Raw genomic sequence first — 23,760 nt, 5'->3', positions numbered from 1 at the left:
GCGGGAGGCCCTTCTGCGTACGTACGACCCCCGGATGCGCCGGGCGCCGGTCCGGGTGTCAGCCGCCGAACTCCTCCAGGCCCTTCAGTGCCTGGTCGAGCAGCGCCTGCCGCCCCTCCAACTCCTTGGCGAGCTTGTCCGCCCGGGCGTTGTTGCCGGTCGCCCGCGCGGTGTCGATCTGACCGCGCAGCTTGTCCACGGCCGCCTGGAGCTGCCCCGTCAGACCCGCGGCACGCGCCCGCGCCTCAGGGTTGGTCCGGCGCCATTCGTTGTCCTCGGACTCCTGGAGGGCGCGCTCCACGGTGTGCATCCGGCCCTCCACCCGGGGACGGGCGTCCCGGGGCACATGGCCGATCGCTTCCCAGCGTTCGTTGAGGGCCCGGAAGGCGGCCCGCGCGGCCTTCAGATCCGTCACCGGCACCAGCTTCTCGGCCTCGGCCGCGAGCTCCTCCTTGAGCTTGAGGTTCTCCGCCTGCTCGGCGTCCCGCTCGGCGAAGACCCCGCTGCGCGCCGCGAAGAAGACGTCCTGCGCACCCCGGAACCGGTTCCACAGATCGTCCTCGGCCTCGCGCTGGGCGCGGCCCGCGGCCTTCCACTCCGCCATCAGATCGCGGTAGCGGGCGGCCGTGGTGCCCCAGTCGGTGGAGCCGGCCAGCGACTCGGCCTCGGTGACCAACTTCTCCTTGGCCTTGCGGGCCTCCTCGCGCTGCGCGTCCAGCGAGGCGAAGTGCGCCTTGCGGCGCTTGGAGAACGCCGAGCGGGCGTGCGAGAAGCGGTGCCACAGCTCGTCGTCGGACTTCCGGTCGAGCCGGGGGAGCCCCTTCCAGGTGTCCACCAGGGCCCGCAGCCGCTCACCGGCCGACCGCCACTGCTCACTGCGGGCCAGCTCCTCGGCCTCGGTGACCAGCTTCTCCTTGGCCACCCGGGACTCGTCGTGCTGCTTCGCCCGCTGGACCTTGCGCTCCTCGCGGCGCTTGTCGACGGCCTCCACGAGGGCGTCCAGCCGCTTGCCCAGCGCGTCCAGATCGCCCACGGCGTGATGCTCGACCACCTGCTGACGCAGATGGTCGATGGCGGCCTGGGCGTCCTTGGCCGACAGATCGGTGGTCTTCACTCGCCGTTCGAGGAGGCCGATCTCGACCACCAAGCCCTCGTACTTGCGCTCGAAATAGGCCAGTGCCTCCTCGGGAGTCCCGGCCTGCCACGATCCGACGACCTGCTCGCCATCGGCTGTACGCACGTACACGGTGCCCGTCTCGTCGACACGGCCCCACGGGTCGCTGCTCACAGCGCCTCCTCCACCTGATACCCGCGAAGGGTTCGCCCCCCGGGCATCGTCCACAGTTCCTGGGGGCGGGCCGCGCCCGCCCTGCACAACGCCAATCTAGGCGACCGGCCGCCCGCCTGTCCGCACTCCGCGCGGCCGAAATTCCCCCGGCCGCGCGTCGGCGGTCATCCCTTGGTGACGGCCGCCTTGGTCACGGTGACCGGGGACTTCGGGGCGCCGTCGCCGCCGCCTCCAGTGACTCCGGCCTTGGCCACCTTCTCCACCACCTTCAGGCCCGCGGCGTCCATCGTGCCGAACGGCGTGTAGGTGGGCGGGAGTTTGGTGTCCTTGTAGACCAGGAAGAACTGGCTGCCACCCGTGCCCGGCTGGCCGGTATTGGCCATCGCCACCGTCCCCGGCGGATAGGTGACGGTGCCGTCGGCGGCGGCCTTGCCCAGTCCGGTGAGGTTCTCGTCCGGGATCGTGTAGCCGGGGCCGCCGGTCCCGTCGCCCTTCGGATCGCCGCACTGGAGCACATAGATGCCCTGTGTGGTCATCCGGTGACACTTCGTACCGTCGAAGTAGCCCTTGTCCGCGAGGGCCTTGAACGAGTTCACGGTACGGGGCGTCTTCGCCGCGTCCATCCCGATCTTGATGGCGCCCTGGTTCGTGGTGAGCGTCATCGCGTACTTGGCCTTCTTGTCGATCGACAAGGCAGGCTCGGGACTCTTGGCCTCGGACGGCTTCGGGCTCGCCGCCTCGGTCCCCTTGCCGCTCGCGGCCGGGCTCTCCTTGTCGCCGTCCCCGTCGGACAGCCCGATGGAGGCGTACGCCGCCGCGCCCGCGGCGAGTACCACGGCGAGCGTGGCCGCGATGATCGTGTTCCGCTGCTTCTTCTTGCGGGACTGCGTCCTGCGCTGCTGCTGGCGCTCGAACTTTTCCCTGGCGAGCTGCCGCCGCCGCTGATCGCTGGTGACCACCGGGTCTTCTCCCTCTTCTCTTCTACGTCATGCCGCGTGTGCCCGTACCGTATACGGGTTGGCTGTGTGAGGAGCAGCGCCGGTAGGCTCTGAACTGCTGCAATTCGACACAGCAAGAATTCCTCTCCGCGACCACATTGAGGACGATCGTGCTTATTGCCGGGTTCCCCGCCGGGGCCTGGGGGACCAACTGTTACCTGGTCGCCCCCGCCGCGGGCGAAGAGTGCGTGATCATCGACCCGGGCCACCAGGCCGCCGACGGCGTCGCCGATGCGGTCGCCAAGCACCGGTTGAAGCCCGTCGCCGTCGTGCTCACCCACGGCCACATCGATCATGTCGCCTCGGTCGTCCCGGTCTGCGGCGCCCATGACGTGCCCGCGTGGATCCATCCCGCCGACCGGTACATGATGAGCGATCCGGAGGCGGCACTCGGGCGCTCCATCGGCGCCCAGTTGATGGGTGAGCTGACCGTAGGAGAGCCGTCCGACCTGCGGCAACTGACGGATGGGGCCCAGTTGAGCCTGGCCGGTCTGGAGCTGACCGTGTCGCACGCGCCCGGCCATACCAAGGGGTCGGTGGCGTTCAGGATGCCCGCGGCGGACGACGTTCCGTCGGTCTTCTTCTCGGGTGACCTGCTCTTCGCCGGCTCCATCGGACGCACCGACCTGCCCGGCGGCGACCACGCCGAGATGCTCGAATCGCTGGCCCGTGTGTGCCTGCCGCTCGACGACTCGACCGTAGTGCTGTCGGGGCACGGTCCCCAGACGACCATCGGCCGTGAGCGCGCCACCAATCCCTATCTGCGGGATGTGGCCGCCGGCCTCGGGAGCGCCGAAGCTCCCCGACGAGGAATGTGACAAGAGAGTTCTGTGAGCACTTTTCAGGCCCCCAAGGGCACGTACGACCTGATCCCGCCGAACTCCGCGACCTTCCTCGCGGTGCGCGAGGCCATCGCCGCGCCGCTGCGGAACTCCGGTTACGGCTACGTCGAGACGCCCGGTTTCGAGAACGTCGAACTCTTCGCGCGCGGTGTCGGTGAGTCCACCGACATCGTGAGCAAGGAGATGTACGCCTTCGAGACCAAGGGCGGCGACCGGCTCGCGCTGCGCCCCGAGGGCACCGCGTCCGTGCTGCGCGCCGCCCTGGAGGCCAACCTCCACAAGCAGGGCGCGCTGCCCGTCAAGCTCTGGTACTCGGGCTCGTACTACCGCTACGAGCGCCCGCAGAAGGGCCGCTACCGCCACTTCTCCCAGGTCGGTGCCGAGGCGATCGGCGCGGAGGACCCGGCGCTGGACGCCGAGCTGATCATCCTGGCCGACCAGGCGTACCGGGCCCTCGGTCTGCGGAACTTCCGCGTCCTGCTCAACTCGCTCGGTGACAAGGAGTGCCGACCGGTCTACCGCGAGGCGCTCCAGGGCTTCCTGCGCGGACTCGACCTGGACGACGAGACCCGGCGCCGGATCGAGATCAACCCCCTGCGGGTCCTCGACGACAAGCGCGCCGACGTCCAGAAGCAGTTGGTGGGGGCGCCGCTGCTGCGTGACTACCTCTGCGACGCCTGCCGCGCGTACCACCGCGAGGTGCGCGAGCTGCTGATCGAGGAGGGCGTCCCCTTCGAGGACGACGAGCGGCTGGTGCGCGGTCTCGACTACTACACCAGGACGACCTTCGAGTTCGTCCACGACGGTCTGGGCTCGCAGTCCGCCGTGGGCGGCGGCGGTCGCTACGACGGTCTCTCCGAGATGATCGGTGGCCCCGCGCTGCCTTCGGTGGGCTGGGCGCTGGGTGTCGACCGTACGGTGCTGGCGCTGGAGGCGGAGGGGATCGTGCTGGACCTCCCGGCCACCACCAGCGTGTTCGCGGTCCCGCTGGGCGAGGAGGCCCGCAAGGTGCTGTTCGGCGTCGTCACCCGGCTCCGCAGGGCGGGCGTCGCGGCGGACTTCTCGTACGGCGGCCGGGGGCTGAAGGGCGCGATGAAGGCGGCCAACCGCTCCGGCGCCCGCTTCACGATCGTGGCGGGTGAGCGGGATCTCGCCGAGGGCGTCGTCCAGCTCAAGGACATGGCGTCGGGTGAGCAGACGGCGGTGAAGCTGGCCGAGGTCGAAGCGGAGCTGCGCGCCCGGCTGGGCTGAGGTGCCGGTGTGACAGGAGAGTGGCCCGGGGTGCGCGCACCCCGGGCCACTCTGCCTGTAGGGGCCCGGGGACCCGGTGCCGTACCTCTCCCGCGGATCGGACGGGTCGCCCTCGGCGACCTCCTGACCCGCCGAGCGCCCCATCGAGGTGCCGTCGCCGCCCTCCGGAGGGTTGCTCGACCCGGCTGTCCGCCTTCTCCATGAGACCGGCCGGCGAGATGACCTCTTCGGGGGCCCGGGGTGGGGGCGGTACTCGGCGAAACGGGTGCCCGTCTCCCGCGCCGTCAACTCGGCAGGCGCCGATTCATCCTGCCGGACGGAGTCGATTCGGGACCGTCGGGGAGCCGGCTCCCGGTGGCGGGATCGGCGCCGAGGACGAACACCCCGCCCGCGTCCCGTTCGCGATGGCACTGGAAGATCTCCACCGCGGTGCTCCGGCCCGCTCCGTCCGGGCCGAGGATCCCGAAGACCCCCGAGACCAGCCCCCGCTGATGCCCAGGTCCAGGTCGTCGACGGCCTGGACATCGCCGTGGCGCCTCCGAAGTCCGGATACCTTCACCGCGAGTTCTGTCACTTCTGCCCTCACGGTCAGCGTGGTCGCGGAGCGTGTCCGGGGAACGACCATGCGTACATCCTTATGTCCATCGAACGGTGGACGTCGTTCCCGGTGCGGCAGAATGACGTGCCCGAGCACACCCCGAGCGAGGAAGCGGCGACATGACGACAGCAGCGGTGGACGACGTGTCATCCGGTGAGCGGACGGCCGGCCCGACCGGCGGGATCGGCGCCGGCCGTGCCTTCTCCTGGCTTCTGGTGATCACGGGCGCGGCCGGCCTGCTGGCCTCCTGGGTCATCACGATCGACAAGTTCAAACTGCTGGAGGACCCGTCCTTCACCCCCGGGTGCAGCCTCAACCCGGTCGTCTCCTGCGGCAACATCATGAAGAGCGACCAGGCGGCGGTGTTCGGCTTCCCGAACCCGATGCTGGGCCTGGTGACCTACTCCATGGTGATCGCGATCGGCGTCGCCCTGCTCTCGGGCGCCCGCTTCAAGCGCTGGTACTGGCTCGGCCTGAACGCGGGCTGTGCCTTCGGCGTCGTCTTCTGCACCTGGCTGATGTACCAGTCGCTGTACAACATCAACTCCCTCTGTCTGTGGTGCTCCCTCGCCTGGGCCGCCACGATCGTGATGTTCTGCTACGTCACCACGCACAACGTCCGGCACCGGACGATCAAGGTGCCCGAGGGGCTGCGCAGCGCGCTGCTGGAGTTCCACTGGATGCCGCCGGTGCTCTGGATCGGCATCATCGGGATGCTCATCCTGACCCGCTGGTGGGACTTCTGGACTAGCTGACCGAGGGTCCCCCCCCCGGCCGCTCCGGCCCCTGTCCGGGGGCGTTGTCAGTGGGCTGACATAGGCTTCCAGCGTGGAGCCCGACCTCTTTACCGCCGCAGCCGAAGACCGCCAGGAGAAGGATCCGTCCAGCAGCCCCCTGGCTGCCCGGATGCGCCCCCGCACCCTTGAGGAAGTCGTCGGGCAGCGGCATCTGCTCAAACCCGGCTCACCCCTGCGGCGGCTCGTGGGCGGTGGCGGTGGCCCCGCGGGCGCGTCCTCCGTCATACTCTGGGGCCCGCCGGGGACCGGCAAGACCACCCTCGCCCATGTGGTCTCCCAGGCGACCAACAAGCGCTTCGTGGAGCTGTCCGCGATCACCGCCGGCGTCAAGGAGGTCCGCGCGGTCATCGACGGCGCCCGTCGCGCGGTCGGGGGTTATGGCAAGGAGACCGTCCTCTTCCTGGACGAGATCCACCGCTTCTCCAAGGCCCAGCAGGACTCCCTGCTCCCCGCCGTGGAGAACCGCTGGGTGACCCTGATCGCCGCCACCACCGAGAATCCGTACTTCTCGGTGATCTCCCCGCTGCTCTCCCGCTCCCTGCTGCTGACGCTGGAGCCGCTGACCGCCGACGATCTGACCGGCCTGCTGAGCCGGGCGCTGACCGACGAGCGCGGTCTGGGCGGTGCCCTCACCCTCGCCGGGGACGCCGAGGCGCATCTGCTGCGGATCGCGGGCGGTGACGCGCGCCGGGCGCTGACCGCGCTGGAGGCCGCGGCCGGCGCCGCCCTGGAGCAGGGCGAGGCGGAGATCTCCCTCCGGACCCTGGAGGAGACGGTCGACCGCGCCGCGGTGACCTACGACCGGGACGGCGACCAGCACTATGACGTGGCGAGCGCCCTGATCAAGTCCATCCGTGGCTCCGACGTGGACGCGGCGCTGCACTATCTGGCCCGGATGGTCGAGGCGGGGGAGGACCCACGGTTCATCGCGCGCCGGCTGATGATCTCGGCGAGTGAGGACATCGGCCTCGCCGACCCGACCGCGCTCCCCATCGCCGTCGCCGCGGCACAGGCGGTGGCCCTGATCGGATTCCCGGAGGCCGCGCTCACCCTCAGCCACGCCACCATCGCGCTGGCGCTCGCCCCGAAGTCCAACACCGCCACCACGGCGATCGGCGCGGCGCTCGCCGATGTGCGGGCGGGGCTGGCGGGCCCGGTCCCCACGCATCTGCGGGACGGCCACTACAAGGGCGCGGCGAAGCTCGGCCATGCCCAGGGGTATGTGTATCCCCACGACGTCCCCGGCGCCATCGCGGCCCAGCAGTACGCGCCGGACGCGATCCACGGCAAGCGGTACTACGAGCCGACGCGCTATGGAGCGGAGGCGCGGTACGCGGACGTGGTGGAGAAGGTGCGGGAGCGGCTGCGCTCCGAGTGAGCCGGCCGGCGTATACGGGCGCGCGCGAGCCGTTGGTACGTACGGGTGCGCGCCGAGCGGCTCCGAACGCGCGGGCGTGGACGCGCGAGCGCGCATGCGTCACCCGGGCGAGGGCCACAAGGAGAGACCCCGGGCGCGGGCGCCCCGGTTCTCGCGTACGGGGGCGGTACGGGGCGTCAGTGCGCGGCGGCCTCGAAGAGCGTGTGCATGGCCCGCCGCAGTTCGGTGACGTCCCGCACCGGTTCAGGGAAGTCGAAGCGGGCGTCGAAGCAGTTCCGACCGACGAACCGCACCCGCAGCCCGAACCGGTCCAGCGCCAGGGGCACGGCCCGCTGCCGCCCGGCGCCCGTCCCCTCCACCCGGTCACCGAGGAGTCCGCACAGCTCCTGGAGCTGCTCACCGTGCGCGGAGTGCAGATGCTGGAGCAGCTCCGCCTCATGGGCCACCAGCGGGTCGGCCGCCGCGCGGGCGAAGTCGTCGGGTTCGACCGCGGTCGCTCCCCACAGATCGTCCACGTACAGTTCGCCGACCTCCAGGCGGAGCATCATGGAACCGGCCTCGGCGAGCCCGGGGACGCAGGTGAGCCAGCCGGAGACCCAGGCCCGGCCACGGATGCGGTGCGGCACGGAGACCGGCGCGACATCCGTGATCTCCAGCACGGCGGAGAGCTCGTCGTCCTGGGCGTGGGTGGCGGCGCGCACGGCCGGTGAATCCACCGGGTGGATCAGGAACACCTCGCCGTCGACGCCCACGACCCGCGGCTGCGGCGCGGGCGTCTCCGGGCGGGGGCCGTCCATACCGGGGATGAGCAGCACGGCGGAGCATGTACTCTGTACGAGAGTTCGTGTGCGCTCGGCTGCTGACGGCATCCGAGTGATTTCAAGCCCGCTGGGACGCGGCTGACCATGAGCTGATCGGACCTCCGTCACCTCGTCGCCCGTTGAGGCGTCGGCGTCTTTTGTGCTGTCCGTGATGCGCTTGGTGTTCCCAGGGCGAGACATGCGATCTCCTTGAGTAAGGTGAGCCTAACCTAACCTACAACGGAGGTCTGGAGAACGTGCCTAACCAGTCGCGTCCCAAGGTCAAGAAGTCTCGTGCGCTCGGCATTGCGCTGACGCCGAAGGCCGTCAAGTACTTCGAGGCCCGCCCCTACCCGCCGGGCGAGCACGGCCGTGGGCGCAAGCAGAACTCGGACTACAAGGTCCGTCTGCTGGAGAAGCAGCGCCTGCGCGCCCAGTACGACATCAGCGAGCGCCAGATGGCGCGTGCCTACGACCGCGCCCGCAAGGCCGAGGGCAAGACCGGCGAGGCGCTGGTCATCGAGCTGGAGCGTCGTCTCGACGCCCTGGTTCTGCGTTCGGGCATCGCCCGCACGATCTACCAGGCCCGCCAGATGGTCGTCCACGGCCACATCGAGGTCAACGGCGGCAAGGTCGACAAGCCGTCCTTCCGTGTCCGTCCCGACGACGTCGTGATGGTCCGCGAGCGCTCCCGCGAGAAGACCCTGTTCCAGGTCTCGCGTGAGGGTGGCTTCGCCCCCGACGGTGAGACCCCGCGCTACCTGCAGGTCAACCTGAAGGCCCTGGCGTTCCGCCTGGACCGTGACCCGCAGCGCAAGGAAGTCCCCGTGATCTGCGACGAGCAGCTCGTCGTCGAGTACTACGCCCGCTGATCCGGGCGCGGTACCCCGCGCTTCAGCCCGTCGTCTCCCCACCGTTCGCGGCGGTGGAGACGGCGGGCTCCCGCGTTTCCGGGGCCGTCGGGAGGGCCGTACGGGGGGCGTAATCGGGTACGGGGCGAGACCCCGGGCGCGATAGGGTTTCCAGAGGTTTTCACCGGTCTTCGGCGACACGATCGAAGACCGGATGGACGTACGGACGAACAGAGAGCGGTGCGGTGTGACCGGTGGAGAGGTTGCCGGGATCCTGGTGGCCGTCTTCTGGGCGATCCTGGTCTCGTTCCTCGCCGTGGTGTTGGTGAGGCTGGCCCAGACGCTCAAGGCGACCACCCGGCTGGTGGCGGACGTGACCGAGCAGGCGGTGCCCCTGCTGGCGGACGCCTCCGCGACGGTCCGCTCCGCACAGACCCAGCTCGACCGGGTCGACGCCATCGCCACGGACGTCCAGGAGGTCACCTCCAACGCCTCCGCACTCTCCACGACCGTCGCCTCCACTTTCGGCGGCCCCCTGGTGAAGGTCGCCGCCTTCGGGTACGGCGTACGCCAGGCGATGAGCCGCACCACCGACGAAGCCCCCCGGAAGCGGTCCCGCGCGACGGTCGTCGCCGGCCGCTCCGTGCCGCCCGCCGGTCGGCGCACCCGCTGGGGCAGGAAGGGCTGACGCATATGTTCCGCCGCACGTTCTGGTTCACCGCGGGCGCCGCAGCCGGCGTCTGGGCCACCACCAAGGTCAACAGCAAGCTCAAGCAGCTCACACCCGAGAGCCTCGCGGCGCAGGCCGCGAACAAGGCCGTCGACGCGGGCCACCGGCTCAAGGACTTCGCGCTCGACGTCCGGGCCGGAATGATCCAGCGCGAGGAACAGTTGGGTGAAGTGCTGGGCACGCGCGCCCCGGCCGGTCCCGAGCTGCCCGCACAGCGCCCGCCCCGCGCGATCGGGCACCCCGACCACACACACGACACGTACTCCTACAACTCGTACAACCGGAATGAGGACCACTAATGGAGTCGGCTGAAATCCGCCGCCGCTGGCTGAGCTTCTTCGAGGAGCGCGGTCACACCGTCGTCCCTTCGGCGTCGCTCATCGCGGACGACCCGACTCTGCTGCTGGTCCCCGCGGGCATGGTCCCCTTCAAGCCGTACTTCCTCGGCGAGGTCAAGCCGCCGGCCCCGCGCGTCACGAGCGTGCAGAAGTGCGTCCGCACCCCGGACATCGAAGAGGTCGGCAAGACCACCCGGCACGGCACGTTCTTCCAGATGTGCGGCAACTTCTCCTTCGGTGACTACTTCAAGGAAGGCGCCATCAAGCTCGCCTGGGAGCTGCTCACCAGCTCCGTCGCGAGCGGTGGCTACGGCCTCGACCCGGAGCGCCTGTGGATCACGGTCTACCAGGAGGACGACGAGGCCGAGCGGATCTGGCGCGAGGTCATCGGCGTGCCCGCCGAGCGCATTCAGCGCCTCGGCATGGGCCCCAACTTCTGGTCCATGGGCGTCCCCGGCCCCTGCGGCCCCTGCTCCGAGATCAACTACGACCGTGGCCCCGCCTTCGGCGAGGAGGGCGGCCCCGCCGTCAACGACGAGCGCTACGTGGAGATCTGGAACCTGGTCTTCATGCAGTACGAGCGCGGTCCGGGCGAGGGCAAGGAGGACTTCCCGATCCTCGGCGAGCTGCCGTCGAAGAACATCGACACCGGCCTCGGCCTCGAACGCCTCGCGATGATCCTGCAGGACGTACAGAACATGTACGAGACCGACACCCTGCGCGTCGTCATGGAGAAGGCCACCGAGCTGACCGGCGTGCGGTACGGCGCCGAGCACGGTTCGGACGTCTCGCTGCGCGTGGTGGCCGACCACATCCGCACGTCCGTCATGCTCATCGGCGACGGCGTCACCCCCGGCAACGAGGGCCGCGGCTATGTGCTGCGCCGCATCATGCGCCGCGCCATCCGCAATATGCGCCTCATGGGCGCCACCGGACCGGTCGTCGCCGAGCTGGCCGACACCGTCATCACCACCATGGGCGAGCAGTACCCCGAGCTGCTCACCGACCGTCAGCGGATCGAGACCGTCGCCCTCGCCGAGGAGGCCGCCTTCCTCAAGACCCTGAAGGCCGGCACCAACATCCTCGACACCGCCATCACCGAGGCCAAGGGCAGCGGTGCCCAGGTCCTCGCCGGCGACAAGGCGTTCCTGCTCCACGACACCTGGGGCTTCCCGATCGACCTCACCCTGGAGATGGCGGCCGAACAGGGCCTCTCGGTGGACGAGGACGGCTTCCGCCGGCTCATGAAGGAGCAGCGGGAGAAGGCCAAGGCCGACGCCAGGGCCAAGAAGACCGGTCACGCCGACCTCTCCGCCTACCGCGCGGTCGCCGACACCTCCGGCTCCACCGAGTTCACCGGCTACACCGCCACCGAGGGCGAGTCGACCATCGTCGGCCTGCTCGTGGACGGTGTGCCCTCGCCCGCCGCCACCGAGGGCGATGAGGTCGAGGTCGTCCTCGACCGCACCCCGTTCTACGCCGAGGGCGGCGGCCAGCTCGCCGACCAGGGACGTATCAAGCTCGACTCCGGCGCCGTCATCCAGATCCGCGACGTCCAGCAGCCGGTCCCCGGTGTCTCGGTGCACAAGGGATCGGTCCAGGTCGGCGAGGTCACCGTGGGCGCCCCCGCCTACGCCGCCATCGACACCGGGCGCCGGCGTGCCATCGCCCGTGCCCACAGCGCCACCCACCTCACCCACCAGGCCCTGCGCGACGCGCTCGGCCCGACGGCCGCCCAGGCCGGTTCGGAGAACTCGCCGGGCCGGTTCCGCTTCGACTTCGGTTCGCCCGCCGCCGTACCCGGCACGGTCCTCACCGATGTCGAGCAGCGGATCAATGAGGTCCTCTCCCGGGAGCTGGACGTCCAGGCCGAGGTCATGAGCATCGACGACGCCAAGAAGCAGGGCGCCATCGCCGAGTTCGGCGAGAAGTACGGCGAGCGGGTGCGCGTGGTCACCATCGGCGACTTCTCCAAGGAGCTGTGTGGCGGCACGCACGTCCACAACACCGCCCAGCTCGGGCTGGTGAAGCTGCTCGGCGAGTCGTCGATCGGCTCCGGCGTGCGCCGTATCGAAGCCCTCGTCGGGGTGGACGCGTACAACTTCCTCGCCAAGGAGCACACGGTCGTCGCCCAGCTCCAGGAGCTGGTCAAGGGCCGCTCGGAGGAGCTGCCGGAGAAGATCTCCGGGATGCTCGCCAAGCTGAAGGACGCCGAGAAGGAGATCGAGCGGTTCCGCGCGGAGAAGGTCCTCCAGGCCGCCGCCGGGCTCGCCCAGGGGGCCAAGGACGTCCACGGTGTGGCGCTGGTGACCGGGCAGGTGCCCGACGGCACCTCGGCCGACGACCTGCGCAAGCTCGTCCTCGACGTCCGTGGCCGCGTCCAGGGCGGCCGTCCGGCCGTGGTGGCGCTCTTCACCGTCGCCAACGGCCGTCCGCTGACCGTCATCGCCACCAACGAGGCCGCCCGCGAGCGCGGGCTCAAGGCCGGTGACCTGGTCCGGGCCGCCGCCAAGACCCTCGGCGGCGGCGGTGGCGGCAAGCCGGACGTCGCCCAGGGCGGCGGCCAGAACCCGGCCGCCCTGGACGACGCGGTGGCCGCCGTCGAGCGTCTGGTGGCCGAGACCTCGTGAGGCGCGGCCGACGTCTCGCGATCGATGTCGGGGACGCCCGGATCGGGGTCGCCTCGTGCGACCCCGACGGGGTCCTCGCCACCCCGGTGGAGACCGTGCCGGGACGCGATGTCCCGGCCGCCCACCGGCGACTGCGCCAACTGGTCGAGGAGTACGAGCCGCTGGAGGTCGTCGTCGGCCTGCCGCGTTCGCTCAGTGGTGGGGAGGGCCCGGCCGCGACCAAGGTCCGGGCGTTCGCCCAGGAGCTGGCGCGCGGCATCGCCCCGGTCTCGGTCCGGCTGCTGGACGAGAGGATGACCACAGTGACGGCCGCCCAGGGCCTCCGGGCCTCGGGTGTGAAGTCCAGAAAGGGCCGCTCTGTCATCGACCAGGCTGCCGCTGTGGTGATCCTTCAGAACGCTCTGGAGTCCGAACGGGCGTCAGGGGTGGCCCCCGGCGAGTCCGTCGAAGTGGTTGTCTGATCGCGATACGGTAACGTTCCGCGCCAAGCGGCGGTGTTCGAACAGCCGCCGCACAGCACATGGCGAGGGCGGTCACACCGCCCCATTCGCGGCCCTAGGGGATCGATGACTGATTATGGCCGGGGCCCCGGCTCCGAACCGTGGCATCCCGATGACCCTCTCTACGGTGACCAGGGATGGGACGGACAGCAGGCCGCGAACGGCCACGCCCCCTACGGCGGCCAGTACCCGCAGCAGCAGTACCCGGCGCAGGACCCGTACCAGCAGCAGTACGGCCAGCAGTACGACGGCCAGCAGCCGTACGGGGGTCAGCAGGACCAGACAGGTCAGCAGGGTGCGCAGTCGTACGGGCAGGGCGGGCAGCAGGGCCAGCCGTACGGGCAGCACGATCAGTCCGGGCAGTACGCGCAGGCCGCCCAGCACGGTCAGCCGGACCAGCACGGTCAGGGCGGTCCCCACGGGCAGGACGGTCAGCCGTACACGGGGCACCCTGGGCAGGGTTTCGACGGCCAGGGTGCGGCTCAGCAGGGACACCATCCCCAGCAGGGACAGCAGCCCGGCCACCCCGGACAACAAGGCCAGCAGCATCCCCAGCAGCAGCCCGGCCAGCAGGGACAGCAGCCCGGCCAGGACCCGCAGCAGTACAACGGTGGCTGGGACACGGGCCAGCAGACCGCGATGCCGTACGGCGGGACCCCGGCCGACGGCTACGGCGGAGCGCCCCCCGGCTACAACAGCCAGCAGGAGGCCGACTACTACGCCACCCCCGAGGCGTATCCGCCGCCGGAGCCGCCGAGCCGGCGCCGCGCCGAGCCGGAGCCCACGCCCTGGGAGGCCGAGGCAGAGGCCGCCGGCGACGAGCAGCACCCCTTCTTCACCGGCGAGGACGGCCCCGACGCCGCCGACGGTGACGACGCGCGCGAGCCCCGCCGCCGCGGTGGCGACGGCGGTGGTGGTGACCGCCGGGGCAAGGGCAAGAAGAAGAGCCGCAATGGCTTCGCCTGTCTCTTCGTCTCCCTGGTCCTCGTCGGCGGTGTCGGCGGTGTCAGCTACTTCGGCTACCAGTTCTGGGAGGGCAAGTTCGGCGCCCCCGAGGACTACTCCGGTGTCGGCAGCGGCTCCGTCCAGGTCGAGGTCCCCAGGGGCGCGGTGCTCCAGGAAATCGGCGACATCCTGAAGAAGGCGGGCGTCGTCAAGAGCGCCGGCGCCTTCGTCTCGGCCGCCGACGGCAAGGCCATCTCGGCGGGTGTCTACACCCTCGCCGAGGGCATGTCGGGCGGCAACGCGGTCAAGCTGATGCTCGACCCGAAGAGCCGCAACAACCTGCTGGTCATCCCCGGCTCGCGCAACATCACGGTCTACAAGGAGATCGACAAGCGCCTCGACCTCAAGAAGGGCACCACCGCGGCCGTCGCCAAGGCGAAGGCGAACACCCTCGGACTGCCGGCGTGGGCCAATGCCAAGGGGCTCATGGACCCGCTGGAAGGCTTCCTGTTCCCGGCCACCTACCCCGTCGCCAAGGGGATGAAGCCCGAGGCCATCCTGAAGAAGATGGTCGCCGAGGCGACCCGGGAGTTCGACAAGGCGAATCTCGCGGCCGAGGCCCGGAAGCAGGGGCTCGACTCCCCGCTCCAGTTGCTGACCGTCGCCAGCCTCGTCCAGGCCGAGGGCAAGTCCCAGGATGACTTCGACAAGGTCGCCCGGGTCGTCTACAACCGTCTCAAGCCCGACAACATCGAGACGGTCGGCCGGCTGGAGTTCGACTCCACCGTCAATTACTTCAGGGGCGAGAGCAAGCTGGCCATCGGTTCGGTCGACAAGCTGCGCACGATCAAGCACCCGTACAACACGTACCGGAACACGGGTCTACCGCCGGGGCCGATCGGAAACCCCGGTCTGGACGCCTTCTCCTCGTCGCTCAACCCGAAGCCCGGCCCCTGGTACTACTTCGTGTCGATCACCGAGGACGACACGGTCTTCTCGGCGACCAACGAGGAGCACGAGCGGGCGCGTCAGAAGTATCTGGAACAGCAGAAGAAGTCGGACCAGTGACCAAGACGACCACACGGCGCGCGGCGGTCCTCGGATCGCCCATCGCCCACTCCCTCTCCCCGGTCCTGCACCGCGCGGCCTACGCCGAGCTGGGCCTCGACCACTGGTCGTACGACCGGTTCGAGGTGGACGAGACCACGCTGGTGGAGTTCCTGGAGCGGCTGGACGGATCCTGGGCCGGGCTGTCGCTGACCATGCCGCTGAAACGGGCGATCATCCCGTCGCTCGACGGGATCAGTGACACGGCGGCGTCGGTGGAGGCGGTCAACACCGTGCTCCGCACCGGGGACGGCCGTCTCGTCGGCGACAACACCGACATCCCCGGCATGGTCGCCGCCCTCCGGGAGCGCGGTGTCGACAAGGTGGAGTCGGCGGCCGTGCTCGGCGCGGGCGCGACGGCGTCATCGGCGCTCGCGGCGCTCGCCCGCATCTGCACCGGCCCGGTCACCGCGTATGTGCGCACGGAGGCCCGGGCCGTGGAGATGCGCGGCTGGGGTGGGCGGCTGGGGATCGAGGTGCGGACCGAGGAGTGGGGCAGGGCCGCCGAGGCGCTGAGCGCGCCGCTGGTGATCGCCACGACGCCGGCCGGGAGCACCGACGGCCTGGCGGCCGGGGTGCCGGAGCGGCCCGGCACGCTCTTCGACGTGCTGTACGAGCCGTGGCCCACGGCGCTCGCGGCCTCCTGGTCGGCGCGGGGCGGGGCCGTCGTGGGCGGTCTCGACCTGCTGGTGCACCAGGCGGTCCTCCAGGTCGAGTCGATGACCGGCTGTGCCCCGGCTCCGCTGGCCGTGATGCGGGCGGCGGGGGAGCGGGCGCTCCGCGGCCGGTAGCACTCCCGGCCCGGCCACGCCGCGTCCCCGGTACCGGACGGTGGCGCGGGTGCGGGGCCCTTCGGGGCCGTGCAGTGGGCCCCGGCCGGGCCGTCTGTGACGCCGTGATTACGATTCCATGACACCTGATCCTCCCGCCCGGGCGGCCGGACAGCGGCCTCGCCGCCGCGCTTCCGGCCGTGCTCCCGTGCGGGTGCCGGACGCCCGTTCCCGTGTGGCGAGGCGGGGACACGGCGGTCGCGGGCTGCCCGGGGACACCTCGGAGCGGGGCCTTCCGGAAGCTCCTCCCGCCGCTCCCGCCGCCGTCCGTCTGCTGGACCGGAGGCCGCTTCCGTTCTCGGACATGGGAGGATCGGACCAGGCGGACCAGGGCCGCGCACCCGGTCGCGCCGCCGTAGTTCCGGGCGCGATCAGGAGGAGCACCGTTGAGCAGGTTGCGTTGGCTGACAGCGGGGGAGTCGCACGGCCCCGCACTGGTGGCGACGCTGGAGGGTCTTCCCGCCGGTGTGCCGATCACCACGGAGATGGTGGCGGACCACCTGGCCCGGCGCCGGCTGGGCTACGGCCGCGGCGCCCGGATGAAGTTCGAGCGCGACGAGGTGACCTTCCTCGGTGGCGTACGGCACGGGCTGACCATGGGGTCGCCGGTCGCGATCATGGTGGGCAACAGCGAGTGGCCGAAGTGGGAGAAGGTCATGGCGGCCGACCCCGTCGACCTCGACGAGCTGGCCGCGCTCGCCCGTAACGCCCCGCTGACCCGTCCCCGCCCCGGCCACGCCGACCTGGCCGGGATGCAGAAGTACGGACTGGACGAGGCCCGGCCGGTCCTGGAGCGCGCCAGCGCCCGGGAGACCGCCGCGCGTGTCGCGCTGGGTGCCGTGGCCCGCTCCTACCTCAAGGAGACGGCCGGCATCGAGATCGTCTCCCATGTGGTGGAGCTGGCCGGCGCCAAGGCCCCGTACGGCGTCTACCCCACGCCCGCCGATGTGGCGAAGCTGGACGCCGACCCGGTGCGCTGCCTCGACGCGGACGCCAGCAAGGCGATGGTCGCGGAGATCGACCAGGCCCACAAGGACGCTGACACCCTCGGCGGTGTGGTCGAGGTGCTGGCCTACGGCGTGCCGGTCGGCCTCGGCTCGTACGGCCACTGGGACCGACGGCTCGACTCCCGGCTCGCGGGCGCCCTGATGGGCATCCAGGCCATCAAGGGCGTCGAGATCGGCGACGGCTTCGGTCTGGCGCGGGTGCCGGGCTCGCAGGCCCATGACGAGATCGTGGCCACCGATGAGGGCCTGCGCCGCACCACCGGCCGCGCCGGCGGCACCGAAGGCGGCATGTCCACCGGTGAACTGCTGCGGGTGCGGGCGGCGATGAAGCCCATCGCGACCGTGCCGAAGGCGCTGGCCACCGTCGACATCACCACCGGCGAGGCCGCCGCCGCCCACCACCAGCGCTCCGACGTCGCTGCGGTGCCCGCCGCGGGCATCGTGGCCGAGGCGATGGTCGCGCTGATCCTCGCGGACGCGGTCGCCGAGAAGTTCGGTGGCGACAATGTGGTGGAGACCCGCCGCAACGTCCGTTCCTACCTCGACAATCTGCACATTCGGTGAGCGGCCCACTGATCGTCCTGGTCGGGCCCATGGGATCGGGCAAGTCCACGGTCGGCGAACTGCTCGCCCAGCGGCTCCAGGTGGCCTACCGGGACACCGACGCCGATATCGTCGCCGCCCAGGGCCGTGAGATCGCGGACCTCTTCGTCGAAGAGGGCGAGCCGCACTTCCGCGAGCTGGAGCGCGCGGCCGTCCGGGAGGCGGTCGCCGGGCACACCGGTGTGCTCGCCCTCGGCGGCGGCGCGGTCCTGGACGCGGAGACCCGCGCGCTGCTGACCGGACTGCCCGTGGTCTACCTCTCCCTGGAGGTGGAGGAGGCGGTCCGGCGCGTCGGTCTCAACCAGGCCCGGCCGCTGCTCGCCATCAACCCGCGCCGCCAGTGGCGGGAGCTGATGGACGCGCGCCGTCCGCTGTACACCGAGGTGGCCCGGGTGACCGTGGCCACCGACGAACGCACCCCAGAAGAGGTCGCCCAGGCGGTGCTCGACGCTTTGGAGCTGAACAAGGTATGACCGATCGGACTGTGACCCGTATCCAGGTCGGCGGGTCGGAAGGCACCGACCCGTACGAGGTCCTGGTGGGCAGGCAGCTCCTCGACGAGCTTCCCGGGCTGATCGGCGGGGCCGGACGACGGGTCGCGGTGCTGCACCCCGAGGCGCTCGCCGGGACCGGGGAGGCGATCCGTGAGGACCTCGCCGCCCAGGGGTACGAGGCCATCGCGATCCAGCTCCCGAACGCCGAGGAGTCCAAGACCGTCGAGGTCGCCGCGTACTGCTGGAAGGCGCTCGGCCAGACCGGCTTCACCCGCAGCGACGTGATCGTCGGTGTCGGCGGCGGCGCCACCACCGACGTCGCCGGCTTCGTGGCGGCGACCTGGCTGCGCGGAGTGCGCTGGATCGCCGTGCCGACGACCGTGCTCGGCATGGTGGACGCGGCGGTCGGCGGCAAGACCGGCATCAACACGGCCGAGGGCAAGAACCTGGTCGGCGCCTTCCACCCGCCGGCCGGTGTGCTCTGTGACCTGGCCGCGCTGGACTCGCTCGGCGTCCATGACTACGTCAGTGGCCTGGCCGAGATCATCAAGGCCGGTTTCATCGCCGACCCGGTGATCCTCGATCTGATCGAGGCCGATCCGGAGGGCGCGCGGACGCCGTCCGGTCCGCACACCGCCGAGCTGATCGAACGCGCCATCCGGGTCAAGGCGGAGGTCGTCTCCGGCGATCTCAAGGAGTCCGGCCGGCGCGAGATCCTCAACTACGGGCACACCCTCGCCCACGCCATCGAGAAGAACGAGCGGTACAAGTGGCGGCACGGCGCCGCCGTCTCCATCGGCATGGTCTTCGCCGCCGAACTCGGCCGGCTGGCCGGCCGGCTGGACGACACCACGGCCGACCGGCACCGGGCCGTGCTGAAGTCGGTCGGACTGCCGCTGACCTACCGGGGCGACCAGTGGCCCAAGCTGCTGGAGACCATGAAGGTCGACAAGAAGTCCCGGGGCAATCTGCTCCGCTTCATCGTCCTCGACGGTCTCGGCAGGCCGACCGTGCTGGAGGGCCCCGACCCGGCCGTGCTGCTCGCCGCGTACGGGGAGGTGTCCGAGTGACCCGCCGGGTGCTGGTGCTCAACGGCCCCAATCTGGGGCGGCTCGGCTCCCGCGAGCCCGATGTCTACGGGGCGACCTCGTACGCCGGTCTGGTGGAGAGCTGTCAGGCGCTCGGCAAGGAGTTGGACCTGGACGTGGAGGTCCGGGAGACCAATGACGAGGGCGAACTGATCCGCTGGCTCCACGAGGCGGCGGACGGCGCGATCCCGGTGGTGCTCAACCCCGCCGCGTTCACGCACTACTCGTACGGGGTGCGGGACGCGGCGGCCCAGCGCACCGCCCCGCTGATCGAGGTGCACATCTCCAATCCGTACGCGCGTGAGGCGTTCCGGCACACCTCGGTGGTCGCCGCTGTTGCCAGCGGCACGATCGCGGGCTTCGGCATCGGCTCCTACCGGCTCGCCCTGCGCGCGCTGGCCGAGGAACTCTCCGCCTGACGCCGCCCCCCGCCCGCATCACCGCGCCGGCGGGGGGCACTTCGGGCGCCTGCCGGCCGTTCACCCCGTGACGGCCGGGACGTTGGGCGACATGGCCGCGCGGCCGCGTGGCCGCGCGGCTTCGGGGTACCGTTCGAGGACACGGGCGGTCGAGCTGTCGCCCGATCGGCGTCAGTCGTACGAGACGGAGTGGGCACCGGATGGAGCACGCAGTGGGGGCTCCGCTGCCGCCGCCCCCTGGCCCGGGGCGGGGACCGGCCGGAGGGTCGGAGGGCGGCGGTCAGCCGGCCCCCACGGCAGATCACCGCCCGGGTTCATCGGGGGACCGGTATCCGCCGCCACCGGGAGGTCCCAGCGGCGGTCCGGCCGGCCCGCCCGTGCCTCCGGAGCCACCGGTCCCGCCCGTGCCTCCCGGGCCGCCGGTTCCGCCAGCGCCTCCCGGCCCGCCGGTTCCTCCCGGGCCGCCTGTTCCCCCCGGCCCGCCCGCGCCCCCCGCACCGCCGCGGCAGATGTCCGGCACCGGGCCCGCGTCCGGCTGGACCACCCCGGGCGCCGTGCCACACCCTCCCCAGCCGCCTCACCACCACCCCGTCGCGCCGCGTGACGCCCGCGACGCCCGCGAAACGACGGGTTATGTGCAGCTCCCCCCGGGAGCCCCGGTGGGCCTCCCCGCGCCACCGCCGGCCGACAGCGGCACCGGCGCCGCCATCCTCGCCGTTCTGCTGATCGGCCCGGCCGGCGCGGGCAAGACGACCGTCGCCCGGCACTGGGCCACCCGTCGCCGGGTGCCCACCGCCCACATCAGCCTGGACGATGTCCGCGAGTGGGTCCGCTCCGGCTTCGCCGATCCCCAGACGGGCTGGAACGACCACTCCGAGGCGCAGTACCGCCTCGCCCGCCGCACCTGCGGTTTCGCCGCCCGCAATTTCCTCGCGAACAACATCTCCTGCATCCTCGACGACGCCGTCTTCCCGGACCGGCCCGTCGTCGGCCTCGGCGGCTGGAAGCGCCATGTCGGCCCCGGTCTGCTGCCGGTCGTCCTCCTCCCCGGCCTGGAGATCGTGCTGGAGCGCAACGCCGGGCGCAGTGGGAACCGACGGCTCTCGGACGAGGAGGTCGCGACCATCCACGGCCGGATGGCCGGGTGGTACGGCTCGGGTCTGCCGATCATCGACAATTCCGGGTACGACGTGGAGACGACGGCCCGGGTGCTGGACGATGTGCTGGCCCGCTCCATCTCCAGCCCCCTGAGCTGGTAGCCCCACCTGCTGCCCGCCACTCCCCGCCCGCCACCTGCTGCTCCCTGTCCGCCGCCTGCTGCCCGCCACTCCCCGCCCGCCCGCTGCCGGATCGCGGTTCGCGGCCACCCGCGCGTACCGGCCGCCCCGGACAGGCCCCGCCGCGGCCCCCGCCCCGGTCGGACGCGCTGGCCGGGCCGTCCCGCCCACCCGCTCGTACGCTCGGACCATGTCAGAGGTGTTCGGTCTCCGCCGCGCCCGTCTGCGCGACCGCTGCGCGGCCACCGGCAGCGCAGCGGCCCTGGTCTCCCGGCCCGCTAATGTGCGCTATCTCGCGGGCGGTGCGCCCCTCGGGGCCGTACTGCTCCTCGGTCCGGTCGACGATGTGCTGCTCTGCCCCCGTTCCCCCGGCGACACCGCCGACGGCCGCCCCGACGAACAGCTACGGCTGACGGCCCTGCCGACCTCGGCCGGCGATCCCGCGGTGGCCGCCGCCGAACTGGCCCGGACGGCCGGCGCCGACTCGCTCGCCGTCGAGGAACACCACCTCACGGTCGCCCGGCACCGCGCCATCCGGTCGGTCGCGTCCCGGCTGCGCATCGCCGATCTCGGTCTCGCCGTCGAACAGCAGCGGATCGTGAAGGACGAGGAGGAGATCGCCTGCCTCCGCATCGCCGCCGAGATCACCGATCAGGCCCTCGGCGAGTTGCTGGAGTCCATCCTGGTGGGCCGCACCGAGCGGCATCTCGCCCTGGAGCTGGAACGCCGGCTCATCGACCACGGCGCCGACGGACCCGCCTTCGCCACCTCCGTCGCCACCGGCCCGAACTCGGGGCGCCGCGGCCACCGGCCCACCGACCGGCGGGTCGAGGAGGGAGATTTCCTCACTGTCCGTGTCGGTGCGGAGTACCGTGGCTACCGTTGTGAGATCGGCCGGACGTTCGTCATCGGTACGAGTCCGGCGGAGTGGCAGATCGAGCTGTACGACCTGGTCTTCGCCGCTCAACGGGCCGCGCGCGAGGCTCTGCTGCCGGGCGCCGCCTGCCGCGACGTGGACCGTGCGGCCCGCCAGATCCTGGACGCCGCGGGCCACGGCGAGGGCCTCGCGCCGCTCACCGGACACGGGGTCGGCCTCGAAATCAACGAGGACCCGCAGTTGGCCCCGGCAGCCATGGGTAAACTGGACGCTTGCGTGCCGGTCACCGTCGAACCGGGGGTCCACCTCCCGGGCCGGGGCGGCGTCCGGATCGATGACACGCTCGTCGTACGCCAGGAGGCGGACGGCGGACCCGAGCTACTCACCATCACGACCAAGGAGCTGCTCGCGCTCTGAGCGCGTACGCCGTAGCCCCCCGGTCGTCCACCAGCGTCAGTCCAGGAGATTCCGCAACCGTGGCTTCCACGAACGACCTCAAGAACGGCATGGTGCTCAAGCTCGACAACGACCAGCTCTGGTCCGTCGTCGAGTTCCAGCACGTCAAGCCCGGCAAGGGCCCGGCATTCGTGCGCACCAAGCTCAAGAACGTGCTCTCCGGCAAGATCGTCGACAAGACGTTCAACGCCGGCGTGAAGGTCGAGACGGCCACCGTCGACCGCCGCGACATGCAGTTCTCGTACATGGACGGCGACTACTTCGTCTTCATGGACATGCAGACGTACGACCAGCTGCATGTCGCGCGCCCCGCCGTCGGTGACGCCGCGAACTTCCTGATCGAGGGCTTCACGGCCACCGTCGCCACCCACGTGGGTGAGGTGCTCTACGTGGAGCTGCCCGCCGCCGTCGAGCTGGTCATCCAGGAGACCGAGCCCGGCGTCCAGGGCGACCGCTCCACCGGTGGCACCAAGCCGGCGACGCTGGAGACCGGCTTCACCGTCCAGGTCCCGCTCTTCATCACCACTGGCGAGAAGATCAAGGTCGACACCCGCTCCGGCGACTACCTCAGCCGGGTGAACAGCTAACCGTGGCCGCCCGCAACAAGGCCCGTAAGCGCGCCTTCCAGATCCTCTTCGAGGCCGACCAGCGCGGGACGACCGTGCAGACGGTCCTCGCCGACTGGATCCGGCACTCACGGACCGACACCCGGCAGCCTCCGGTCACCGAGTACACGATGGAGCTGGTCGAGGGGTACGCGGAGTACGCGGACCGCATCGACGAGCTGATCGTCACGTACGCGGTCGACTGGGACCTCGACCGGATGCCGGTCGTCGACCGGAACATCATCCGGCTCGGCGCGTACGAACTGGTCTGGGTGGACGGGACTCCCGACGCGGTGGTCATCGACGAGGCGGTGCAGCTCGCCAAGGAGTTCTCCACGGCCGAGTCCCCCTCGTTCGTCAACGGTCTGCTCGGCCGCTTCAAGGAGCTCAAGCCGAGTCTGCGCCGCGACTAGTCGCGCCGGTGGGAGGAACCCCGCCGCCGCCCGCACGGCACCGGCCCGGCCCGGAGGACACCTCGTCCTCCGGGCCGGGCCGATGGCGTTCCCGGAGCCGCCGAGGGCGCCTGGAGCGGCGTGACCGGAGCGGGACGCCACTCCCCGTGGCCGGTCAGGGCGGTCGGGGGACCCGAACGGCGCAGGCCGGTGGCGGAGATTTCCCGGCGGACGGGAGTACGGGGCGAATCGGGTGACCGCCGTACGGCTCTCCCGCCCGTGGCTCCCCGGCCGGGAGAGGTCGCGGGGGAGACTCCGGGGCGGCGTACACCGGCCGTAGGAGCTGGTGGCGGTTCCGGGGGACACCCGGGGCCCCCAGGCCGGCGCGGCGCCCTCCTGCCCGACCGTACGGCCTGTGACGGCGGTACGGGAGGGTCGCTCGGCAACCGGTATGACCGCACTGCTCCGCGCGGGTGACGGCCGCTCTCCGGGGGCTGTGCCACGACGTCCTGTCCGACCGCCGCGCCCTGGTGCGCACGCTCGTTCGACGGCATCCCCGAGGCATCAGGACCCCGGGGTCCTGGGGAAACACAGAAGGGGCGGACCCGGTCGTCCGGGTCCGCCCCTAGGGCCTCTCGTTTGGATCTTGCTGGGCTCAC

General features: G+C 71.3%; 22 protein-coding genes. 19 read left to right on the top strand and 3 right to left on the bottom strand.

What is annotated here, in order from left to right; all coding sequences use genetic code 11:
• Nucleotides 1–58: 58 nt before the first annotated feature.
• On the bottom strand, nt 59–1,288 hold the full coding sequence (locus ACH4S7_RS25745; RefSeq protein ID WP_398523657.1) for a DUF349 domain-containing protein: 1,230 nt from the start codon (nt 1,286–1,288) through the stop codon (nt 59–61).
• 164 nt (nt 1,289–1,452) lie between these two features.
• Nucleotides 1,453–2,247 (bottom strand): peptidylprolyl isomerase, encoded by a 795-nt coding sequence (locus ACH4S7_RS25740; RefSeq protein WP_398523656.1) that lies wholly within the window; start codon nt 2,245–2,247, stop codon nt 1,453–1,455.
• A gap of 149 nt (nt 2,248–2,396) precedes the next feature.
• On the opposite strand from ACH4S7_RS25740, the gene ACH4S7_RS25735 reads away from it, so the two are divergent.
• The 4 genes from ACH4S7_RS25735 (at nt 2,397) to ACH4S7_RS25720 (ending at nt 7,152) form a co-directional block, all read left to right on the top strand.
• Nucleotides 2,397–3,104 (top strand): MBL fold metallo-hydrolase, encoded by a 708-nt coding sequence (locus tag ACH4S7_RS25735; RefSeq protein ID WP_398523655.1) that lies wholly within the window; start codon nt 2,397–2,399, stop codon nt 3,102–3,104.
• A 12-nt stretch (nt 3,105–3,116) separates the two neighbouring features.
• On the top strand, nt 3,117–4,379 hold the full coding sequence (gene hisS / locus ACH4S7_RS25730) for a histidine--tRNA ligase (RefSeq protein WP_398523654.1): 1,263 nt from the start codon (nt 3,117–3,119) through the stop codon (nt 4,377–4,379).
• Between the two features lie 717 nt (nt 4,380–5,096).
• Complete coding sequence (locus ACH4S7_RS25725; RefSeq protein ID WP_398523653.1) at nt 5,097–5,732, top strand: vitamin K epoxide reductase family protein; 636 nt, start codon at nt 5,097–5,099, stop codon at nt 5,730–5,732.
• Nucleotides 5,733–5,805: 73 nt separating this feature from the next.
• On the top strand, nt 5,806–7,152 hold the full coding sequence (locus ACH4S7_RS25720) for a replication-associated recombination protein A (RefSeq protein ID WP_398523652.1): 1,347 nt from the start codon (nt 5,806–5,808) through the stop codon (nt 7,150–7,152).
• 176 nt (nt 7,153–7,328) lie between these two features.
• On the opposite strand, the gene ACH4S7_RS25715 is transcribed toward ACH4S7_RS25720, so the two are convergent.
• A complete protein-coding gene (locus ACH4S7_RS25715) occupies nt 7,329–8,021 on the bottom strand; it encodes a DUF2470 domain-containing protein (protein WP_398523921.1) in 693 nt (230 codons plus the stop codon).
• Nucleotides 8,022–8,209: 188 nt separating this feature from the next.
• Here ACH4S7_RS25715 and rpsD point away from each other — a divergent pair, with 188 nt between their 5' ends.
• From rpsD to nusB, 15 genes are all read left to right on the top strand, one after another.
• Nucleotides 8,210–8,824 (top strand): 30S ribosomal protein S4, encoded by a 615-nt coding sequence (gene rpsD / locus ACH4S7_RS25710; RefSeq protein ID WP_398523651.1) that lies wholly within the window; start codon nt 8,210–8,212, stop codon nt 8,822–8,824.
• 226 nt (nt 8,825–9,050) lie between these two features.
• Nucleotides 9,051–9,491 (top strand): DUF948 domain-containing protein, encoded by a 441-nt coding sequence (locus ACH4S7_RS25705; protein WP_398523650.1) that lies wholly within the window; start codon nt 9,051–9,053, stop codon nt 9,489–9,491.
• Between the two features lie 5 nt (nt 9,492–9,496).
• Nucleotides 9,497–9,832 carry a hypothetical protein gene (locus ACH4S7_RS25700; RefSeq protein WP_398523649.1) on the top strand — a complete coding sequence of 112 codons (336 nt, stop codon included), beginning with the start codon at nt 9,497–9,499 and terminating at the stop codon, nt 9,830–9,832.
• Complete coding sequence (alaS, locus tag ACH4S7_RS25695; RefSeq protein WP_398523648.1) at nt 9,832–12,501, top strand: alanine--tRNA ligase; 2,670 nt, start codon at nt 9,832–9,834, stop codon at nt 12,499–12,501. The genes ACH4S7_RS25700 and alaS overlap by 1 nt, the downstream gene beginning before the upstream one ends.
• Nucleotides 12,498–12,962: a Holliday junction resolvase RuvX gene (ruvX, locus tag ACH4S7_RS25690; RefSeq protein ID WP_398523647.1), complete on the top strand. Its 465-nt coding sequence runs from the start codon at nt 12,498–12,500 to the stop codon at nt 12,960–12,962. Before alaS ends, ruvX begins: the two co-directional genes overlap by 4 nt.
• 105 nt (nt 12,963–13,067) lie before the next feature.
• On the top strand, nt 13,068–15,014 hold the full coding sequence (mltG, locus tag ACH4S7_RS25685; RefSeq protein ID WP_398523646.1) for an endolytic transglycosylase MltG: 1,947 nt from the start codon (nt 13,068–13,070) through the stop codon (nt 15,012–15,014).
• Nucleotides 15,011–15,844, top strand: coding sequence for a shikimate dehydrogenase (locus ACH4S7_RS25680; RefSeq protein ID WP_398523645.1), 834 nt, complete (start codon nt 15,011–15,013; stop codon nt 15,842–15,844). Before mltG ends, ACH4S7_RS25680 begins: the two co-directional genes overlap by 4 nt.
• A gap of 425 nt (nt 15,845–16,269) precedes the next feature.
• Nucleotides 16,270–17,454, top strand: coding sequence for a chorismate synthase (gene aroC, locus ACH4S7_RS25675; protein ID WP_398523644.1), 1,185 nt, complete (start codon nt 16,270–16,272; stop codon nt 17,452–17,454).
• The gene (locus ACH4S7_RS25670) at nt 17,451–17,966 is read left to right on the top strand and encodes a shikimate kinase (RefSeq protein WP_398523643.1); all 516 of its coding nucleotides are present in this window, start codon (nt 17,451–17,453) and stop codon (nt 17,964–17,966) included. Before aroC ends, ACH4S7_RS25670 begins: the two co-directional genes overlap by 4 nt.
• Entirely contained in the window at nt 17,963–19,057 is a 1,095-nt protein-coding gene (gene aroB, locus ACH4S7_RS25665) for a 3-dehydroquinate synthase (RefSeq protein ID WP_398523642.1), read from the top strand. Before ACH4S7_RS25670 ends, aroB begins: the two co-directional genes overlap by 4 nt.
• Complete coding sequence (aroQ, locus tag ACH4S7_RS25660; RefSeq protein WP_398523641.1) at nt 19,054–19,494, top strand: type II 3-dehydroquinate dehydratase; 441 nt, start codon at nt 19,054–19,056, stop codon at nt 19,492–19,494. Before aroB ends, aroQ begins: the two co-directional genes overlap by 4 nt.
• A gap of 200 nt (nt 19,495–19,694) precedes the next feature.
• The gene (locus tag ACH4S7_RS25655; RefSeq protein WP_398523640.1) at nt 19,695–20,753 is read left to right on the top strand and encodes an AAA family ATPase; all 1,059 of its coding nucleotides are present in this window, start codon (nt 19,695–19,697) and stop codon (nt 20,751–20,753) included.
• Between the two features lie 208 nt (nt 20,754–20,961).
• Nucleotides 20,962–22,065, top strand: coding sequence for an aminopeptidase P family protein (locus tag ACH4S7_RS25650; RefSeq protein ID WP_398523639.1), 1,104 nt, complete (start codon nt 20,962–20,964; stop codon nt 22,063–22,065).
• Between the two features lie 59 nt (nt 22,066–22,124).
• On the top strand, nt 22,125–22,691 hold the full coding sequence (gene efp / locus ACH4S7_RS25645; RefSeq protein WP_398523638.1) for an elongation factor P: 567 nt from the start codon (nt 22,125–22,127) through the stop codon (nt 22,689–22,691).
• 2 nt (nt 22,692–22,693) lie between these two features.
• Nucleotides 22,694–23,122, top strand: coding sequence for a transcription antitermination factor NusB (gene nusB / locus ACH4S7_RS25640; RefSeq protein WP_398523637.1), 429 nt, complete (start codon nt 22,694–22,696; stop codon nt 23,120–23,122).
• Nucleotides 23,123–23,760 lie beyond the last annotated feature (638 nt).

The sequence above is a fragment of the Streptomyces sp. NPDC020965 genome (genome assembly GCF_044333555.1).
Taxonomy (GTDB): domain Bacteria; phylum Actinomycetota; class Actinomycetes; order Streptomycetales; family Streptomycetaceae; genus Streptomyces.
This window is presented reverse-complemented; position numbering and strand designations above follow the sequence as displayed.

Coding starts and splice junctions, on each gene's coding strand:
- ACH4S7_RS25725 (WP_398523653.1), top strand. CDS start 5,097: ATGACGACAGCAGCGGTGGACGACGTGTCATCCGGTGAGCGGACGGCC.
- ACH4S7_RS25650 (WP_398523639.1), top strand. CDS start 20,962: ATGTCAGAGGTGTTCGGTCTCCGCCGCGCCCGTCTGCGCGACCGCTGC.
- mltG (WP_398523646.1), top strand. CDS start 13,068: ATGACTGATTATGGCCGGGGCCCCGGCTCCGAACCGTGGCATCCCGAT.
- ACH4S7_RS25655 (WP_398523640.1), top strand. CDS start 19,695: ATGGAGCACGCAGTGGGGGCTCCGCTGCCGCCGCCCCCTGGCCCGGGG.
- aroB (WP_398523642.1), top strand. CDS start 17,963: ATGACCGATCGGACTGTGACCCGTATCCAGGTCGGCGGGTCGGAAGGC.
- alaS (WP_398523648.1), top strand. CDS start 9,832: ATGGAGTCGGCTGAAATCCGCCGCCGCTGGCTGAGCTTCTTCGAGGAG.
- ACH4S7_RS25715 (WP_398523921.1), bottom strand. CDS start 8,021: ATGCCGTCAGCAGCCGAGCGCACACGAACTCTCGTACAGAGTACATGC.
- ACH4S7_RS25700 (WP_398523649.1), top strand. CDS start 9,497: ATGTTCCGCCGCACGTTCTGGTTCACCGCGGGCGCCGCAGCCGGCGTC.